The sequence below is a fragment of the Castellaniella sp. genome (assembly GCF_049651205.1).
Taxonomy (GTDB): Bacteria; Pseudomonadota; Gammaproteobacteria; order Burkholderiales; family Burkholderiaceae_B; genus Castellaniella.
In genome coordinates this window covers 321,620-340,658 of record NZ_JBASBR010000012.1, presented here as the reverse complement: position 1 = coordinate 340,658, position 19,039 = coordinate 321,620, and the positions used below count along the sequence as shown (strand labels likewise).

The window sequence follows — 19,039 nt, the reverse complement described above, 5'->3', positions numbered from 1 at the left end:
GCTGTTTGGCTACACCAGGGTGCCGTGGATGGCGGCTACGCCGTGGGCCCAATGCTGGCGAGCAGTCTCCAGAGTGGCGGCAGATTGCCCGCCTACAGCAAACACCGGGCGTCCTGCAGTGGCTGCCAGTTGGGCAAATGTCTCCCAGCCCATGGCGGCTTGCGTGGGGTGCGTGTCGGTATCCAGCACATGGCCCAGCACCACGAAATCGGCTTGCAGCTCACGCGCGCAGTCGATCTCCTGGGCATTGTGTGCAGACACGCCCAACCAGCCGGGAGGGCGGGTGTCTTGCTGCAATACCAGGGCAGCATCGGTGGCACGCAGTTGCACACCGTCTGCCCGGGCCCACCAGGCCTGCGGGTGCGTGCTATTGATGAGGCACCGGGCGCCATGCTGGCGGCACAAGGCCAGGGTGGCTTCAAAGGCGGCCAGCAGGCTGGTCTCGTCGCCTTGCCAGTGGGGTTCTCTGAATTGCACCAGTTGCAAGCCCGAGAGCAGTTCCTGGCGCAACCGGGTTAGCCAATCTTCTGTTTGGCTTGGGCTGCCAATCTGGCTGATGCGATACAGCGGCGGCAGCCGCAGCCAGCGCAGCGGCGGGGTGGCTGCGGGCAGCAAAGACCCGCCGCCCGGCGCAATGGGGTGCTCGGATTCGTTCAGGCGGATGTCCCAGGGGTCTACCCAATCCAGCGCCTGGTTCTCGCGGCCATGGGGCTCGCCTTCCCAGGCAGTGACCTGGCAGAAGGCCAGCTCGACCACGGATTTGGGGTATTCGTGCACATACACTATCCATGGATATACCTGAGTGGCATGGATGCCGAGCTCTTCGTCCAGCTCGCGCACCAGTGCCTGCTCGACGGTCTCGCCGGCCTCGATCTTGCCTCCGGGAAACTCCCACCAGCCCGGCCAGGCCTTGCCATCGGGACGCTGTCCCAGGAGCAGGCGTCCACGGGAGTCGAGGATAAGGCCTGCAGCCACGCGGATATACGGTTTGGAAGTGCTCATACGTGCAATCAATTGGGAGACGGGGTGATCATCATAGGCCATCAAAGCTGGCGTGCTGCCCAGTCACGCGCAAACTGGCGCGCCACGCGGCCGGATCGCGAGCCGCGCTCGAGTGCCCACTGCAGGGCTTCGGGGCGTGAGGCCTGAATCTGGCTGTCGGTGCAGCCATGAAACGCCAGCCAGTGGTTGACGATATCCAGGTAATCGTTTTGCGCAAAAGGATAAAAAGACAGCCACAGGCCAAAGCGCTCGGAGAGCGAGATTTTTTCTTCGACGGTTTCACCGGGATGGATTTCGCCATCGGGCTGATGCTGGGCGTCGAGGTTCTCGTGCATGTATTCGGGCATTAGGTGCCGGCGGTTGGATGTGGCGTAAATAAGGAGATTGTCGCCAGGAGAGGACACTGAGCCGTCCAGTGCGGATTTCAGAGCCTTGTAGCCTGCCTCGCCTTCTTCAAACGAGAGATCGTCGCAAAATATGATGAAATGCTCGGGGCGTCCGGAGATCAGTTCGATGATCTGGCCCAGGTCGCCCAGATCGGATTTGTCGATTTCGATCAGACGCAGGCCCTGTGCACCATAGGCATCCAGCAGCGCCCGCACCAGCGAGCTCTTGCCCGTACCGCGGGCGCCGGTCATCAGGACGTTGTTGGCGGGTTTGCCCTCAAGAAACGCCCGCGTGTTGCGCTCAAGCACACTTTTTTGGCGCTCGACGTGTTGCAGATCGTCCAGGTGGATGGGCGCGATGCGGTGTACCGCGTCCAGCCAACCCCGTGCGCCACGGCGCTGCCAACGAAACGCTTGGGCAGTCCAGTCGATGGCGGGGGGAGCAGGCGGCAACCAGGCCTCGATCTGGGCCAGCACGCCCATGGCACGTTGGACAAGCGCCTGCATTTGAGGGTCGGACACGGGTTTCTCCTGAATGTGATCAGGAAAGTATAATCTGGGTCTTTGCGGCCGCTGCCGGCGCCGCACCACCCGTCTGCAGGTCAGTCTTGAATTTCTCCGAACTCTTCGCCCCCATAGTGTCCGATATGCAAGCAGTGGATGCTGTCATCCGCTCGCGCCTGGATTCCGAAGTTGTCCTGATCCGCACCATCGGTGATTACATCGTGGGGGCCGGCGGCAAGCGCATGCGCCCGGCCATGGTGCTGCTGGTGGCGGGGGCGCTGGGCTACCACGGAGATAACCACCACCGCCTGGCTGCGGTGGTGGAGTTCATCCACACCGCCACCTTGCTGCACGATGATGTGGTGGATGAGTCTGACATGCGCCGCGGCCGTGAAACCGCCAATGCCGTGTTTGGCAATGCAGCCAGCGTGTTGGTGGGTGATTACCTGTATTCCCGATCCTTCGAAATGATGGTCGAGTCCGACTCCATGGAGGCCATGGCCGTGCTGTCTGCCGCCACCACCATCATCGCCGAGGGTGAAGTCCTGCAGCTGCTCAATGTGCACGATCCGGATGTCTCCCTGGATCGCTATCTGCAGGTGGTGCGTTATAAAACGGCCAAACTCTTCGAGGCGGCGGCACAGGTGGGCGCCATTATCTCGGGTGCCACTGCGCAACAAGAATCTGCTGCGGCAGCCTATGGTCGACATATCGGTACGGCCTTTCAGCTCATCGACGACGTGCTGGATTACAGCGGTGATGTTCAGGCCCTGGGCAAAAACGTTGGTGACGACTTGCGCGAGGGCAAGCCCACTTTGCCGCTTATCCGGGTGCTCGAAATCGGCACACCCGAGCAACGCACCCTGATCCGCCGTGCCATCGAAACCGGTGAAGCCGATTTCGAGGCCGTGGCCCGCGCGATTCATGCCACTGACGCCTTGCAGTACACCCGGCAAGCAGCGGCCCACGAGGCCAGCCTCGCGCGCCAGGCACTGGATGTCTTTCCCGATTCCGTTTACCGCGAAACTCTGATAAAATTCTCTGCTTTCGCGGTCGAGCGCGACCGCTGAAATGTTTCCCGCAGATGGCGGGCCCTTTTTTGGGCCATTGGCCGTCTGGCATCACCGTCGGGGTGTAGCTCAGCCTGGTAGAGTACTACGTTCGGGACGTAGGAGTCGCATGTTCGAATCATGTCACCCCGACCAATTCATTTAATAGAAGGCCCTTGTTAAACAAGGGCTTTTTGTTTTTATACGGGGATTTCGCTTAGTAAGGTACTCACTGTGCGAACACGTCCTGGCCGTCAACTCCCGGTGGGTGCCGGGTTGATCACGCGTCCCCAGGTGCTTTTATTGCCCCAGATGTTCTGGCGCAGTGCCTCGAGCTGCAGGATCTGGCTGTGATCAACAAAAAGGTTCACCTCGTTGCCGTAGTTCTTGATATACCACTCGAACACCGGGCCGTCGGCCGCTTCGAACATGACGTTTTCGATGCCCAGCCCGTTGATGATGGCCGCCGCTGCAGCGGTATTCCATTGCACAACGTTCTCGGTGATGCCCTCGGATTCGATCATGATGATGGAAGCGCCGGCATCAAGGGCACGCTTGCCCCGATCGATAAGGTCGCCAATGTCTTTCTTCGTTTCGGCGGCAAGCTCCGCTTCGCCCGAATCTCCACCAGAGCCGATCTGAATGCCCAACTCGGGCTTGGCCTTCAGGCCGGCGGCAACGACACGTTTCACCAGGCGCTCAAGCCCGCTGGTGGGCACCATGATGAAGCCAGTGGAGATTTCGATCACATCGAAGCCCACTTCCTTGGCTTCCGACAGGTACTGATCAACTGCCGCATCTCCATAGCGCAGGACGGTTTCGATCCAGCCGCCGGATGACACATAGGCGCCGTTGCTGTGGGCGACGTCGTTCATCGCCTTCACTTGTTGGCGTGGCATGAGGGAAAACGAACCTCCTGCCCACTTGATACCGTCGATCCATTGCCCGGCTGCCTCGAAGACATCCTTCATGTGTCGGGTACCGAAAGTGGAGTAGTACGGTGCGCGTATTTCGGTGATGCCTGTGGTGCGCGGTTTGGCCGGGCGCCAGGCGCGTGGCACAAAATTGAACGAAACATCGTGTGTGCTCATATCAGCCATTGCTTTCTCCTTGCTACGAATAAAGATCGGTGGTGTCCTGGCGCGCGCAGCTTACGCGGGCAAGGGCGGTTGTCAGATCCGTGCTGCGATACTTTTCAAGATGGTGGATGATGTCTGCGAGCTCGTCGCGCAGCGCCTCATCGGTAAAGGGTGCAGCCAGTGCGTCAAACTTGGCGCGTGCTTCGGTCCAGTCGAGCGGATCGGTGTAGAACCCGCGGTAGGCCTTGCGTGAGGCCTTCAATGTTGTGCCGTCCAGCAAGACAACCTCCAGTTCTGCCGGCATGTGCTGAGGGAACTGTGCCGAGAGCGCCGCATCGGGCGTGATCGTGATGCATTGCATGAGCGACTGCACATCGGGTGCACTGATGCGTTCCGTGGTGTATTGCGCAGGCGTGAGCTTGCCGTCCAGCAAAACGGCCGCCAGCATCCATGGCAAGGAATGATCGGCATCCTCCTTGGTCCGGACGCTGCGTTTGTCGCCTTCCTCGCCGCCGCCAATAATCGAATACGCCACCTGGAAGGTGCGTAGCCGCACGTAGTCGATGGCCTCGGCCCGGAAGGCGCTTGAGGTATGAATCTCTTGTGCTGCATCCAGTGCCGACTGTGAGTGGATCTCGGCGTTGTGTTTCTTGACGATTGTCCGGCGCACGTGCTCCAGATTCTCCGCCTGCCAGTCGATCGTGAACGGGCCGGAAACCGATTCCTTGAACCCTTTGTTGCCTTCGAAAACTGCTTCCGGCCCGGTGATACCATGGGCCGCCAGATGTGCCGCGAAAATCGCCTCCTTGGAGACGTGCGCATAGGCAAGGCCCTTCCAGTTGCTGAGCACACCGGTGCGCGTGACGCGCAGCGCGACATTGGCTGTCCCGGCAATGGCCGCCGCATTTGCGATCTGCGCCTGCGACAGCCCCATGGCACGTGCTGCCGCCACTGCCGCTGCGAAGTTGCCCTGCGTCGTGTGATCGAAGCCACGTGCGCGCACGGGCGCCACATCGGACAGCCGAGTATGCACCTGGTAGGCCACGGCCAGCGCTGTCAGCAGCTCTGCCCCTGAGGCGCCTGCACTTTCCGCCGCAGCCAGTACCGCACCGAAGTTGTCCGATGGATGGTTGGTCTCGCCGGGGGCGATGTAGGCATCCATGAAATCAAGATAGCGGCTGAGTGCACTTGTGAAGAATGCCGCCAGTTCGGGGCTGGTGCGGCCACCGCCAAGCAAGGTGCAGGCGGGCTTGCCGCCAAGCTCCTCGATCAGTGCACGAATGGCGACCATCGGTGGTGCGTCCAGGGCTCCGATCGCCACGCCCACCGTATCCAGCACCCGAATCTTGAGCTGCTCAAGTGCCTCTGGGCTTAGATCCTCGAGCTTGGCCTGCGCAGCAAACTCGGCAAGACGTTGGACTTCCGTTCTGGTTTCTGTCATCTGGTTCTCCCTGTCGGTCTGCGGCACGGCGGGCTTGAAGGCAAGCTCCACGGTGGATGTATGGGTTCGTAACGATTCTCATTCTAATCTTCAATGGGAATGAATTAAGGGTTAACCCTTGTTGCGACATACATATTCAGGCATACACACCGGCTGCACGGCACAAGGCCTTCAGCATCATCGATGATGCTGAAGGCCTTGTGCTGCGGCAGGCTTTGTTATGCTTCGACGTCCTGGAAGTATTCTTTTTTGTTCATTTTCCCGGCAAAGACGCTCAGGACAAGAATCAGGACAGACACCAGGATCAGGCTGCCGGCGATCGGACGCGTGATGATCTCAAAGAGATTGCCTTTGAAGATTGCCAGGGATTCAAGCAGGGATTTCTCCATGAGCTCTCCCAGGATGAACATCAGGGCAATTGGTGCCACGGGGATATCGGCCTTTTTCAGCAGGTAGCCCAAAATGCCGAAGACGAGAAAGCCGCCCACGTCCCACAGGCTGTTGCTGATCGAATATGTACCGACGATCGAGATGCCGATAATGATGGGAAACAGCAGCTTCGAGGGGATGTTGATGACCTTGGCCCACATCCTGGCCATAGGCAGGTTCATCACCAGCAGCAGGGCGTTGCCAATAAACATACTGGCGATCACTGCCCATACAAAGTCTGGGTGACGCACAAACAACATCGGGCCGGGTGTCAGGCCGTGCAGGATGAAGGCACCCAGCAGAACCGCCATGGTGGCCGAGCTTGGAATACCCAGAAGCAGCAGGGGCACAAAGGCGCCGCCGCAAAAAGAGTTATTGGCGGTCTCGGGGCCGGCCACGCCTTCGATGGCGCCCTGGCCGAAGCGCGAAGGATCTTTGGCAAGTTTCTTTTCGAGGGAATAGGACAGCAGCGCCGGCACCACCGAGCTGGTGCCAGGGATCAGGCCGCAAAAAAACCCCAGGGCGGTGCCCCGGCTGATGGACTTGGCGGTGGCGCCCCATTCGTCGCGTTCGGGCAGCAGCTTTTTAACTTCTGCGGGTTTGCTGGGGTTTTTAAAGCTTTCTTCGGCGCCGGCAAGGATTTCTGCCAGGCCAAACAAGCCCATGGCGATGGTGACAAAATTTAGGCCGTCCAGCAACTGTGGGATGCCCAGGTAGAACCGGGGAACCCCCGAGCTGGGCGCCATGCCGATCGTAGCCAGCAGTAAGCCCAGTACCACGGAGATTGCACCGCGCAGCACGGATTTGCCGGCCAGCCCCATGACCATCGTCATCCCCAGCACCACCAGGGCGAAGAATTCTGGGGGGCCAAACGCCAGGGCAAATTTGACGAGATGGGGGGCGATGAGACTGACGGCAATGATGGAAACCGTGCCGCCCACAAATGAGCCGATGGCCGCCACGCCCAATGCCACGCCTGCCCGGCCTTTTTTAGCCATAGGGTAGCCGTCCAGGCAGGTAATGACCGATGCGGCTTCGCCGGGGACATTGACCAGCACCGTGGTGATGGTGCCGCCGTACATGGAGCCGTAATAAATGCCGGCCAGCATGATGATGGCCGAGACGGGTTCCATGCCAAACGTCACGGGTATCAGGAGGGCCGTGCCTGCGCTGGGCCCCAGCCCTGGCAAGATACCTACCACCATGCCGATGGATACGCCGATCAGACAATACAGCAGGTTCCAGCCCGAAAAGGCAGTGTCGAACCCGGATAACAGCAGATTGATTGCTTCCACCTGTAATCTCCTTACCAACCCCAGATGTTTACCGGCAGCGGGATATCCAGCAATGTCCCGAAAATCACGTACAGTGCCGCGGTCAGAATCACTGCGATCCCCACTGACCAGCGCCAGTTGTAGTCCTTCCACAGCAACATCGTGACAGCGATGGTGCTGGCGCTGAAGAACCCAAGATAGGGGGCGGTAATAATGAAAAACAGGATTGCGCCAAGAATGGTTGCCAGTTTCTTGACAATGCGTTTTTCTGGAATGACGTTCTTGAATGAAAGGCTTTCTTTGCTGATGGAGTCGATGATGTACATCACCGACAGGATCACCAGCAGGCCGCTGATCCATAAGGGAAACAGCCCGGGTCCGGGCCCGTATTTACCGTAGTAGTTCATGGACAGCGACATCACAAACAGGCTTGCGCCGAACACTGCAATCAGCAGCCCTACCCAGACACCAATGTTCTTCAAAATAAGCTCACCTCAAAAATCACTCGTCCCAGACCGCATTGCCACGTAAATATGACAGTGCGGCCTGGGGGGACACGCTAACGCCGTCTGGCTTACCAGCCGATCAGATCGCTGACGCCCTTGATGTCTTCGACATCTTTTTTCAGGGCGCTCATGTATTCAGGGCCAGCCATGTAATCGGCACCGATGCCCAGGCTTTTCATTTTGGCCTGGTAGTCGGGGTCATTGACTGCCGTTTGCATGGCATCCCTGAGGGTTTTCAGGTTGTCGGCAGAGATGGCTTTGGGTGCCACCAGGCCGCGTGTTGACGCTGAGATAACGGTTTTGGAGGTGACATCCTGAACGGTGGGGACGTCTTTCATGAACGGCGAGCGCTTGCGGGCAGTGACGGCTACTACATTGACTTGGCCATTGTCGTTAAGCGTGTAGACCTCACCCACGCTGGTCATGAGGATGTCAACGTGCCCGCCCAGAAAGGCGGTGCGGCTGTCCGCGGTACCTTCGAACTGAATGGCCCGAAATTGAGTGCCCAGCTCTTTATTGAGCTTGAGCGTAACCAGGTGGTCATCGCCTCCCACGCCGGTGGCGGTGGTGGTGAGCTCGTGAGTTTTAGCGTATTCCACCAGTTCTTTGAAGTTGCTGAAGCGTTTTTCGTCCTTGCGGATCACGATTGCGCCGGGATCCGAGACCTGGTTGCCGATGGCCACAAAGTCGTCCAGCTTGACGGGGCGCTCCATGGCTGGATTGACCAGGCCGCTGGCGATATTGGGTGAATTCAGATAGCCGATCGTATAGCCGTCGGGCTTGGCATTGGCCAAGCCGACCCAGCCCACCCAGCCTGAGCCACCCGGGCGATTGACGACGTTGACGGGTACTTTGAGTACTTTTTCCAGGAAGGGGGCCAGTGTGCGCGCCGTGGTGTCAGTGCCACCGCCTGCAGAGTACGCCACAATCACGTTAATGGGTTTGTCTGGGAAGGCAGCCAGCGCGGTTTGCGTGGCAAAGAGCCCTGCCAGGCCCAGAGAGGCCGCGGCCAGTACTGGCGTAATCTTTTTTACTGTCGTCATGGGTGATGTCTCCTGGAAGTTGCTGAGGGTGCACGGTATGCACGATGTGTCGTGACTGCCCGTACTTGTACGTCGCATAACTTATTATGATAAGTCATCATACAACTTGTAATCGGTAATTACCCTGAAATAGCTTGTTTAAACGATGTATAGCCACTAATAGACATTTATGGTCATTGAAAATATTGATATAGGTCATCGTATAACAAGAGAAGTAGAGGCCGTCTGGATGGCTGGTTTCCAAGCACGAAGACTCACATCAATGAGAAAAAAATAGCCAGGTGCTGAGGATCAGCAGCCTGGCAGCAGAATAACAATGAGTTTTCTCAGGGCCGAACCAAGCTGGGCCGCTTGTTGTCGAAACGCCAACCAGGGATCAGGAACTGCATACCCACGGAGTCGTCCCGGCTGCCCAGGCCTTTCTCCAGATACAGCGCATGCGCCCTGGCCAGACGGTCGGTGTCGATGTGGACTCCCAGGCCGGGTGCTTGCGGGACGGTGATCGCGCCATCGACGATGCGCAATGGGTCGGCCGTCAGGTGCTGGCCGTCTTGCCAGATCCAGTGTGTATCGATGGCTGTGATGTCACCGGGCGCGGCAGCTGCGACGTGGGTGAACATGGCCAGTGAAATGTCAAAGTGGTTGTTGGAGTGAGAGCCCCAGGTCAGGCCCCATTCGTGGCACATCTGGGCCACCCGGACTGAACCACGCATTGTCCAGAAGTGTGGGTCAGCCAGGGGAATGTCCACGGAGTGCAACTGAATGGCGTGCATCATCTCGCGCCAGTCGGTTGCGATCATGTTGGTGGCCGTGCGCAGGCCGGTTGCACGGCGAAATTCTGCCATGACTTCCCGGCCGGAGTACCCAGCTTCAGCACCGCAGGGGTCTTCGGCGTAGGCCAGTACGTGATGCTGGTCTCTGCACAGGCGAATGGCCTCACGCAGGGACCAGGCACCGTTTGGATCCAGCGTGATGTGCGCGTCCGGGAAGTGTTCAGCCAGGGCTGTGACTGCTTCGATTTCAGCGTCACCAGCAAGGACACCGCCCTTCAGCTTGAAATGGCGAAAGCCATAGCGCGCCTGAGCTGCCTGGGCCAGACGCACCACCGCGTCGGCAGTCATGGCTTTCTGGTTTCGCAGGCGGAACCACTCATCATCCGCGGTGTCTTCCTGGCGATAACCCAGCGTCGTCTTGCTGGTGTCACCAATGTAGAACAGATACCCCAAGGCCTCGACTTTATCGCGTTGGCGGCCATCGGCCAGCAAGGTGGCGACGGGGACATCCAGGTGCTGGCCAAGCAGATCCAGCAGTGCGGATTCCAGCGCAGTAACGACGTGAACGCCGGTGCGCAAGTCAAAGGTCTGGGTTCCACGCCGGTCTTCGGTGCCCCCCTGCGTGGCGGTGCGACAGCGTTCCAGCAGTTCGTTCATTTGGCCTATTGGCTGGCCGATCAGCTGTTGGCCAAGCCGCTCGATTTCGGCACGGATCTTCTCGCCGCCAGGGACTTCGCCCAGGCCCTGGTGGCCGGCGCTGTCGTCGAGCAGAACGATGTTGCGAGTGAAGTAAGGGCCATGCGCGCCGCTGAGGTTCAGCAGCATGCTGTCCTGGCCGGCAACCGGCACGACCGTGACTTTGGTGATCTGAGGGGTTTGTGTCATGAGGTTTCCAGCGCAGTGCGTGTTCAACGTTCGGATCGGGTGAGGTGCCAGGGGTTGGCCGCCTGCAGCGCAACAGGCAGGAGTGCGTCAGGGATGTCCTGATAGCACACGGGACGCAGAAACCGGCGGATGGCCAGAGTACCAACCGAGGTGGTGCGGCTGTCGGAGGTGGCGGGGAAGGGGCCGCCATGAACCATCGCGTCGCAGACTTCAACCCCTGTCGGGAAGCCGTTGGCCAGAATGCGGCCTACCTTCAGTTCCAGGATTGGAATCAGGGCGGCAGCGAGTGCGTCGTCGGGGCCGGATTCCAGATGGATCGTTGCTGTCAGCTGGCCTTCCAGGGCCTGCGCCAGGGCGGTGAATTCCCCCGTATCCACACAACGCACAATCAGAGAGCTTGCGCCAAAGACTTCCGCCCCCAGGCCTTCCGGGTCGGCCAGGAATGCCTGGGCTGTCGTCATGGCAAGATTGGCCTGGCAATGCGCGGGTGTCTCATCGGAGGTGCCCTGCGCCAGGCTGTCGACGGCCGGATGAGCCAGCAGGCGCTCGACACCAGTGCGGTAGGCGCGGGCAATGCCGGGGGTGAGCATGGTGGTGGCGGGGGCCGCCAACACCTTGCTGGTGACTTGTGAGATGAAACGATCCAGGTCCGGGCCGTCCAGAGCAATGACCAGGCCCGGATTGGTACACAGCTGTCCTGCGCTGCCCAGTAGCGAGACGGAAAATTGATCAGCCAGGGATGTCGTCCGGGCGGCCAGAGCGCCCGGTAGCAGATAGACCGGGTTGGTGCTGCTCATTTCTGCATAGACAGGGATCGGTACAGGGCGCTGGGCGGCGGCGTGCATCAGGGCAATGCCGCCCTGGCGGGAACCCGTGAATCCCACGGCCTGTATACCGGGATGGCCCACCAGTGACAGACCGAGCTCGACATCAGGGCCGGCGAGCAGAGAGAAGACCCCTTCGTGGAGCTGACACTGCTGAACGGCAGAACGAATGGCCTGGCCGACGAGCTCTGAGGTGCCGGGGTGGGCGGGATGCGCCTTGATGACGACGGGTGCGCCTGCAGCCAGTGCCGAGGCCGTATCGCCCCCTGCCACAGAGAAGGCCAAAGGAAAATTGCTGGAACCGAAAATGGCGACGGGGCCAAGTGGAATGTGGCGTGTGCGCAGGTCGCTGCGTGGTGCGGGTTTTCGCTCGGGCAAAGCGTGATCGATGCGGGCATCGATCCAGTCGCCGTCGCGCACGACCCGGGCAAACAGGCGCAACTGGTTGACTGTACGGCCACGCTCGCCTTCGAGTCGAGGGCGGGGCAGGCCGGTTTCCAGCATGGCCCGTTCGATCAGTTCGTCACCCAGATCCAGGATGGCTTGTGCGATTGTCTCCAGGAAGGTCGCCCGGTGCTCAAGCGTGGTCTCCCGATAGCTGGTGAATGCCTGGGTCGCTAGGGTGACGGCTAGGTTGACCTGGCTGGCGTCAGCGCCTTTCCAGGCTGGAGGCAGGGACTGCCCGGTGGCCGGATTGACTGCCTGGAAAGCCTTGCCGGATCCAGGGATGTTTTGCTTGCCGATGAGTTGCATGGCGGTGATGGGCATGGAAAATCTCCGAGGAATAGGTTCACAGGTAAGTTATCATACAACGTATGTAATACCGCGTCAGAGCGCGTGTCCGTCGGGTTTTGGTCAAGCCAGGTTTTATTGGACAGTGCGTGTCAGCCGGAGTTAAATTCTATCTTGTAAGTCATCGTATGATCTACTTGATCGGAAGATTGATGAACTTTTCACCGATATTTTCAGAATAGGCATATGCGTACTTTTGTCTGGTAATGCGTTGATAAATAAAAGCTTCGGAGACCTTCATCTTTGGAGCAGCCTTTTTGAGCAGGCCGAATCTCTTTGGTTTCGGAAGTTTTTTTGTCGTATGACATCTTGAAAATATTCCACTTCTCCTTATATCCACGACCTCATGAAACTCAAGACTATCCGGATCACCCCTATCGCGTTCAAAGATGCACCGCTGCTCAATGCGGCCGGTATCCACGAGCCCTACGCCTTGCGTACCATCATTGAACTGGAAAGTGATTCGGGGCATATCGGCCTGGGGGAAACCTATGGGGACGCGCCGGTACTCGACTTGCTGGAGGTGCTGGCGCCGGATCTGGTGGGGCTGGATCCCTTCGATCTGAACGGCTTGCGGCGACGGGCGCAGGATGTTGTTGCGCGTACGCAAACCAGTGCCGGCGCGGCCTTTACCCTGGCGCCGGGCACGGATCCGGCAAAAAATCTGCAGAAGCTGTATGCCGCGTTTGAGGTTGCTTTTCTGGATATGCAGGCCCGGTATCTGGGCATGCCACTGGTGGATCTGCTGGGCGGGCGGGTGCGCGATGCCGTGCCATTTAGCGCGTATCTGTTCTTCAAATATGCACGTCATATCGATGCCCGCTATCCCGATGATGCCTGGGGTGAGACATTGACCCCGGATCAATTGGTGGCCCAGGCAGAAACCATGATCAAGCGGCATGGTTTCAAAAGCATCAAGCTCAAGGCCGGCGTCCTGTCGCCCGATCAGGAAGTGGCTTGCATCCGGGCGCTGGCCAGCCGGTTTCCGGGCGTGCCCTTGCGGATCGATCCAAATGGCAACTGGTCTTTGTCTACTGCGATTGTGATGGGTGGGCAGCTGGACGGGTTGCTGGAATACTACGAAGATCCGTGCCCCACGCTGACGGATATGGCTGCTTTGCATCAGGCCACGGGTATGCCGCTGGCTACCAACATGGTGGTCACCGACCTGAATCAGTTTCGCGTCAATACCGGGTCACAAGGCTGTCAGATCATCTTGTCGGATCATCATTACTGGGGCGGACTGCGTGATACGCAACTGTTGGCTCGTATGTGCGAGACTTTCGGCCTGGGTTTGTCCATGCATTCCAATTCGCATCTGGGCATCAGCCTGATGGCCATGGCCCATGTGGCGGCCAGCGTGCCCTTGCTCAGCTATGCCTGCGATACCCATTATCCGTGGCTGGATCCGCAAGAAGAGGTGATCGCGGGTGGGCAGTTGCGCTTTGAGGATGGGGCCATTGTGCTGGGTGCCGCTGCAGGGCTGGGTGTGGATATTGATCAGGATGCACTGGCTCGTTTGCACCAGCAGTATTTGGATTGTGGGATTCGTTCGCGAAACGATACCGCGCAAATGCGTAAATACCAGCCAGACTGGACTGGAAAGGCGCCCAGATTCTAAGTGTGCAAAGGCGTGTCTGCAATTCGATCAGCCGGGCTTGAAGTATGATGACAGTCATCCAACATTAAAAATATCCCACCGATCATGGCTACTGGTACCGTCCGTCGTTCTCGCAGTCTGACTCAGGATGTCGTGACTGCGCTGTCCGAGCGTATCCGCAACGGAGAATTTCATGTCGGCGAGAAATTACCGACTGAATCCGAGCTGATGGAATCATTCGGCGTCAGCCGCACGGTCATCCGCGAGGCGATCTCCCGTTTGCAGGCGGGCGGGCTGGTGGAAACCCGGCACGGGATCGGCACCTTCCTGCTTGAGCCACAAAACGAGCAGCAGTTACGTATCCGCACCGCAAATATCCTCACTATGCTGGATGTGATTGCTATCCTGGAGTTGCGCATCAGTCTCGAAACCGAGGCGGCCGGCCTGGCTGCCCTGCGCCGTACGGATGCTCATGTGCATCAGTTGCGTGCTGTCCTGGACGAGTTCGTCGAGCACATCCGCAAAAAAACCGGTAATGCGGTTGTCTCTGATGTGGCTTTCCACCTGTTGGTGGCCACGGCAACGGGCAACCGCTATTTCCACGATATTCTCAAGCAGCTGGGCAAAGCCATCATCCCCCGGACGCGGGTTGATTCCGTCGCATTGGCGGAGAGCGATCGCGTACGCTACCTGGAACGTGTCCATCTGGAACATGAGGACATCTACAACGCTATTGTTCGCAAGGATCCGGATGCCGCCAGGGCCGCCATGCGTACCCACCTGGCCAACAGCAGAGAGCGCCTGCGTAAGGCGCAAGAGGTTGTGGCGCACCAGGATCAGTCTTCCTGACCACCACTAATCGGTCGTCGTATCTGTTTTTCAGATATTGGCACGCTTCTGCCTTGTTGCTGGCCTCGAGCCAACGTATACGGTTTCCAGCGGCTGAAGTCAGCACGTACTTTGGTGCGCTTGCCCGGGCACTCCCTTAGGGAAAAAAGACCTTATCGCTATTACCATTGCAGCTCCAATTCTTATGTTGTATGATAACGTATAACTTATATGTGATGAGGGGATGAAAGCCCCTCTCTATTCACCAGAGGATGCTCTCATGATCGCTTGCCAGGAACTGAAAGAAATAATGAATGACGGGCTGCTGTCTTTTCCCGTCACCGATTTCAAGGAAAATGGCGATTTCGACGCCAAGGGCTATCAGGCTCGCCTGGAATGGCTGATGCCGTTTGGTGCCCGGGCGCTGTTTGCTGCCGGCGGCACGGGAGAATACTTCTCCCTGACTCTGGATGAGTATTCGAAGGTTGTGGAAACCGCCGTCAAGACCTGCCAGGATCACACACCAATTCTGGCCGGAGCGGGTGGCCCTACCCGAAACGCCATCGCCTTTGCCCAGGAAGCTCAGCGCCAGGGGGCTGCCGGTTTGCTATTGATGCCTCACTATCTCACCGAGGCGCCCCAGGACGGCATTGCACGTCACATCAAGGAAGTCTGCCAGTCCGTGGGTATTGGGGTGGTTCTCTACAATCGTGGCCAGTGCCGCCTGTCGGCTTCCGTGCTGGAGCAACTAGCCGAAGAATGCCCCAACTTGATTGGCTTTAAGGATGGGGTAGGCGACATCGAGAACATGGTTCGGGTGCGCCGCCGCCTGGGAGACCGCTTCGCCTATCTGGGTGGCCTGCCCACCGCCGAGATCTTTGCCGCAGCCTATCGTGCCTTGGGCGTGCCGGTGTATTCCTCGGCTGTGTTCAACTTCGTTCCGGCCACTGCCATGAAATTCTATGAAGCCGTGAAATCCGGTGATGAGTCAACCACCGGCCATCTGCTGGATACTTTCTTTCTGCCCTTGCTGGAAATACGCAACCGCAAGGCCGGCTATGCGGTCAGCATTGTCAAGGCGGGCGCCCGCATTGTTGGCCATCCGGCTGGGCCTGTGCGTGCACCGCTCTCGGATCTGAATCCTCAGGAAGCAGCAGCACTGCGCGAACTCATCGAAGCCTTGCCTGCTTGATTACGTTCTGTTTGCCCGCTGGGGCTGGGCTGGTTGCGGGGCGGCTTTGTGGCAGGTACCCCGCAACAAATTCAAGCAGCTGCCTTGCTGCTGTCCAGATGCGCCATGAATACCTGACACAGGGATTCCATGCCCGCGCGGTCTTCTTCGTCAAAGCGCCCCGCCACTGGGCTGTCTACATCCCATACACCCAGCAAGCTGCCGTCGGCACGCACCAGCGGCACCACCACTTCAGCCTGTGAGGCAGCATCGCAGGGGATGTGGCCGTCATGCTGATTCACATCCTGCACCACCTGTGATTTGCGCGTATGCGCTGCCGTGCCGCACACCCCCGCGCCGATGGCGATCCGGATGCAGGCCGGCTTGCCTTGGAATGGACCCACCACCAACTCAGTGCCGTCGTACAGATAAAATCCTGCCCAGTTGACTTGTGGCAGGCTGTGATACACCAGCGCGCTGAAATTTGCCGCATTGGCAATCAGGCTCGGCTCGCCGGCAATCAAGTGGCGGGCCTGTTCGGCCAGGCTGGCATAGTGCTCTTTCTTGCTGGCAAATTCTTGTGGCGATAGATGAAACATGGCGTGTTGGCTGCAGTAGGTAAAAACCACTATTCTAGGTCAGTTGCCCTTTTGGTGGTGCCTGTTTGCACAGAGTAGGCCGCTGAGTGGCAAACCCACAGGCTTGCTGCTTTTGTGTATATTCCAAAGCTTATTGGTCGGGTATAGCGCCCGGGTCGTCCTGTACAAAGGATCCTGATTGGCTGGAGACACAGGTTTTTTTTCTGCGTTACGTCGCACACGTGGAGGGCCGAGGCTCTTTGACGGCTTGCGCGTGCGTGTGTTTCTCGCAGTATTGGCAACAGCCCTGCCAGTTATCGGAGGCCTGGGTTATTACGTCTGGCATCAACACCAGGCCCTGTCGCGAAACGACGAGCGCGCTGCTGCAAACCTGGTGCAGCTTACCGCTGCCTACGATCGCACCTTGCTCAACGATGCCCGCGATGTGCTGCTGACCCTGGCCAATTCGCCTGTGCTGCGCGACGGCAACTGGGACGAATGTCGTGGCTACCTGGCGATCCTGCTGGGGCGGTTGCCGCGTTACCTCAATTTCGGGGTTGTCGAGACCAATGGCCGGCTGGCCTGTTCAGGTCTGCCAGATCCCGACCCCCAAGGCTCCCAACTGGGTGATCGCCTGTATTTCCAGAAGGCAGTGCAATCCACCGATGTGGTGGTTGGTGAGTTCCTTTTGGGCCGGATATCCCGTATCCCAACTATGGTGCTGGCTACGCGCGTACCGGGACATTCCGGTCTTGCCGCCGGGGTAGCCTACACCAGTCTGAATCTTGGTTATCTGCTGGCCGGTGCGGCTATCCCGGATCTGCTGCCGGGATCCCGGCTGTGGATTCTGGATCGTTATGGTCACGTCCTGCAGCGCATACCGGGGGATTCCAGTCATCTGGGTGAGCGTCTGGCGCCAGAGCCCCTGTTGGCAGATACCTTGTTTCGCACCCAGTATATGGGTGCTGGAGATGAAGAGTGGACTGTCTTTGCCATGGCTGCAGGCCCCATAGGAGACCCCCGGGGTTTGTCGGTGCGCTATGAAGTCCCCACAACCGCGCTATATGCCGATGCTCGCCAGGCCTTGTGGAACGGCATCCTTTTGGTGGGTCTGCTGCTGTGCGTCACCTTGTTGATTGCCTTCAACCTGATGCAGCGTTCCTTGCGGCGCTCGCATGAGCGTGATCGCCTGTTAAGTCAATTGATGGATGTCACGGCAGAAGCCATTGTGGGGCTTGATGCCTCTGGCCGGGTGGTGATTGCCAATCAGGCGTGCGCGGATCGTCTGGGCTTCAGTCGCCCGGAAGAGTTGCTGGGCCTGGAGTTTCACGCATATTTCCAGCATCGTTACGAAGACGGCCGGGTCATGCTGGAAAGCGAGTCCAGGATCAGAAACAGTTGCTCTAGTGGCTCCCGTGTGCATGTGGATGACGAAGTGCTGTGGCGCCAGGATGGCAGCTGCTTCCCTGTAGAGTACTGGGTATATCCGATCCGCGAAGGCAACGGGCTGGATTTTTGTCTGGTCACCTTCCTGGATCGTACCGAGCGGCGGGCGCAGCAGCTGGCCCTGGCGTTTCAGGCCAGCCACGATCCGCTCACCAAACTGTTCAACCGAGGTGAAATCCAGCACCGTCTGCACAATGCCATGCGGGGGGCAGGTGATGGTTCCCTGACATTGGTGATTGCCAATCTGGACGGTTTCAAAGAAGTGAACAGTGCCTTGGGTCATGATGTGGGTGATCGCCTGTTGCAAGTGGCTGCCCAGCGGTTTCAGGCGGTGCTGGATGAATCCAGCCTGCTGGCCCGGCTGGGAGCGGATGAGTTTGCCTGGGTGCTGGCCACGGGCGCCGAAGCCCATGCGCGTGCGCAGGTAAGTGCCTTGCTGGCCTCGATCCGCGAGCCCTTTGCCCTGAATGAGCTGCAAGTCCGCATCAGCTGCAGTTTTGGTATGGCCATGTACCCTGTGCATGCGCGCCAGCCGGATAATTTGCTGCGCTATGCCGATATGGCCATGCGGCGTGCCAAACGCGATGGTCTGGGAATTGCCGTCTTTAACCAGCAGGACCAATCGCGGGTGGATGATCGTCTGCTCTTGCGTGCCGAGTTGCGCAATGCCTTGGCGCAAGGGCAATTTGCGTTGCATATGCAACCCAAGATTGCCCTGGCGCAGGCCGGGCGGTCGTTGGGGGTGCCCTTGGGCTTTGAGGCGCTGGCACGCTGGCATCATCCCAAACGCGGCATGATTCCGCCGGCACAATTTATTCCCATCATCGAGGTCAGCGACCTGATCCATCCGTTTACACAATGGGTGATTGATCAGGCACTCGGGGCCTGCGTGCGTTTTCAGGAGATTCACCCGGGTGCCACCATTGCCGTCAATATTTCGGCGCGCAATCTGATGGACGAACAGTTTCCCCAGCAAGTTGAAGCGGCGTTGAACCAGCATGGCCTGGCGCCCGAGCTGCTTGAACTCGAAGTCACAGAAAGCGTCATCATGGCGGATCCGGCGCGTGCGCTGCGCACGCTGTATGCACTGCACGCCCTGGGGGTCAGGCTCTCGATCGACGACTTTGGCACGGGGTATTCCTCGTTTGCCTACCTTAACCGGCTGCCGGTTGACGCCCTGAAGATCGACCAATCGTTTGTGGCTGGTGTGGTGGATGATCCAGACCTGCGTGCCATTGTGCGATCCATCATTGAAATGAGCCATACCCTGGGCCTGGAAGTGATCGCCGAAGGGATCGAGAGCCAGGGAATACAGGATCTTTTGTTGAACTTGGGGTGCGACGTGGGCCAGGGCTACTGGATTGGCTACCCGCAGCCCGAGTTGCAGGCGCGACAATGGCTGCAGTCGGCTCATGATGCGTCTGCCTGA

Annotated in this window: 15 protein-coding genes and 1 tRNA gene; 6 read left to right on the top strand and 10 right to left on the bottom strand. The window is 58.9% G+C overall.

Annotated elements, in window-relative coordinates:
* Positions 1–9: 9 nt before the first annotated feature.
* Positions 10–1,002, bottom strand: coding sequence for a Nudix family hydrolase (locus WA928_RS08935; protein ID WP_424302398.1), 993 nt, complete (start codon positions 1,000–1,002; stop codon positions 10–12).
* Between the two features lie 41 nt (positions 1,003–1,043).
* Positions 1,044–1,895: an ATP-binding protein gene (locus tag WA928_RS08930; RefSeq protein WP_424302537.1), complete on the bottom strand. Its 852-nt coding sequence runs from the start codon at positions 1,893–1,895 to the stop codon at positions 1,044–1,046.
* A gap of 101 nt (positions 1,896–1,996) precedes the next feature.
* Here WA928_RS08930 and ispB point away from each other — a divergent pair, with 101 nt between their 5' ends.
* Both ispB and WA928_RS08920 read left to right on the top strand, forming a co-directional pair.
* Positions 1,997–2,962: an octaprenyl diphosphate synthase gene (gene ispB, locus WA928_RS08925; RefSeq protein WP_424302395.1), complete on the top strand. Its 966-nt coding sequence runs from the start codon at positions 1,997–1,999 to the stop codon at positions 2,960–2,962.
* Positions 2,963–3,020: 58 nt separating this feature from the next.
* A tRNA-Pro gene (locus tag WA928_RS08920) sits at positions 3,021–3,097 on the top strand.
* 98 nt (positions 3,098–3,195) lie between these two features.
* Here WA928_RS08920 and WA928_RS08915 read toward each other — a convergent pair.
* The 7 genes from WA928_RS08915 to WA928_RS08885 all read right to left on the bottom strand — a co-directional run bounded on the left by WA928_RS08915 (position 3,196) and on the right by WA928_RS08885 (position 11,963).
* Positions 3,196–4,041 carry a phosphosulfolactate synthase gene (locus WA928_RS08915; RefSeq protein WP_424302392.1) on the bottom strand — a complete coding sequence of 282 codons (846 nt, stop codon included), beginning with the start codon at positions 4,039–4,041 and terminating at the stop codon, positions 3,196–3,198.
* A gap of 13 nt (positions 4,042–4,054) precedes the next feature.
* Positions 4,055–5,461 carry an MmgE/PrpD family protein gene (locus tag WA928_RS08910; RefSeq protein WP_424302389.1) on the bottom strand — a complete coding sequence of 469 codons (1,407 nt, stop codon included), beginning with the start codon at positions 5,459–5,461 and terminating at the stop codon, positions 4,055–4,057.
* A gap of 218 nt (positions 5,462–5,679) precedes the next feature.
* Positions 5,680–7,185: a tripartite tricarboxylate transporter permease gene (locus tag WA928_RS08905; RefSeq protein ID WP_424302386.1), complete on the bottom strand. Its 1,506-nt coding sequence runs from the start codon at positions 7,183–7,185 to the stop codon at positions 5,680–5,682.
* Positions 7,186–7,196: 11 nt separating this feature from the next.
* On the bottom strand, positions 7,197–7,646 hold the full coding sequence (locus tag WA928_RS08900) for a tripartite tricarboxylate transporter TctB family protein (RefSeq protein WP_417252582.1): 450 nt from the start codon (positions 7,644–7,646) through the stop codon (positions 7,197–7,199).
* A gap of 92 nt (positions 7,647–7,738) precedes the next feature.
* Positions 7,739–8,713, bottom strand: coding sequence for a Bug family tripartite tricarboxylate transporter substrate binding protein (locus WA928_RS08895; protein ID WP_424302382.1), 975 nt, complete (start codon positions 8,711–8,713; stop codon positions 7,739–7,741).
* Positions 8,714–9,039: 326 nt separating this feature from the next.
* Positions 9,040–10,371 carry an enolase C-terminal domain-like protein gene (locus WA928_RS08890; RefSeq protein ID WP_424302379.1) on the bottom strand — a complete coding sequence of 444 codons (1,332 nt, stop codon included), beginning with the start codon at positions 10,369–10,371 and terminating at the stop codon, positions 9,040–9,042.
* A gap of 23 nt (positions 10,372–10,394) precedes the next feature.
* On the bottom strand, positions 10,395–11,963 hold the full coding sequence (locus WA928_RS08885) for an aldehyde dehydrogenase (NADP(+)) (RefSeq protein WP_424302376.1): 1,569 nt from the start codon (positions 11,961–11,963) through the stop codon (positions 10,395–10,397).
* A gap of 370 nt (positions 11,964–12,333) precedes the next feature.
* Here WA928_RS08885 and WA928_RS08880 point away from each other — a divergent pair, with 370 nt between their 5' ends.
* From WA928_RS08880 to kdgD, 3 genes are all read left to right on the top strand, one after another.
* A complete protein-coding gene (locus WA928_RS08880; protein WP_424302373.1) occupies positions 12,334–13,608 on the top strand; it encodes a glucarate dehydratase family protein in 1,275 nt (424 codons plus the stop codon).
* Positions 13,609–13,692: 84 nt separating this feature from the next.
* Positions 13,693–14,436: a FadR/GntR family transcriptional regulator gene (locus WA928_RS08875; RefSeq protein WP_424302370.1), complete on the top strand. Its 744-nt coding sequence runs from the start codon at positions 13,693–13,695 to the stop codon at positions 14,434–14,436.
* A gap of 259 nt (positions 14,437–14,695) precedes the next feature.
* Positions 14,696–15,607 carry a 5-dehydro-4-deoxyglucarate dehydratase gene (kdgD, locus tag WA928_RS08870; RefSeq protein ID WP_424302367.1) on the top strand — a complete coding sequence of 304 codons (912 nt, stop codon included), beginning with the start codon at positions 14,696–14,698 and terminating at the stop codon, positions 15,605–15,607.
* A 71-nt stretch (positions 15,608–15,678) separates the two neighbouring features.
* Here the strand turns inward: kdgD and WA928_RS08865 are convergent, their stop codons facing one another.
* Positions 15,679–16,185, bottom strand: a complete 507-nt coding sequence (locus WA928_RS08865; protein ID WP_424302364.1) for a GAF domain-containing protein — start codon at positions 16,183–16,185, stop codon at positions 15,679–15,681.
* 253 nt (positions 16,186–16,438) lie between these two features.
* Between WA928_RS08865 and WA928_RS08860 the strand changes: the two genes are divergently transcribed.
* The gene (locus WA928_RS08860; RefSeq protein WP_424302361.1) at positions 16,439–19,039 is read left to right on the top strand and encodes a bifunctional diguanylate cyclase/phosphodiesterase; all 2,601 of its coding nucleotides are present in this window, start codon (positions 16,439–16,441) and stop codon (positions 19,037–19,039) included.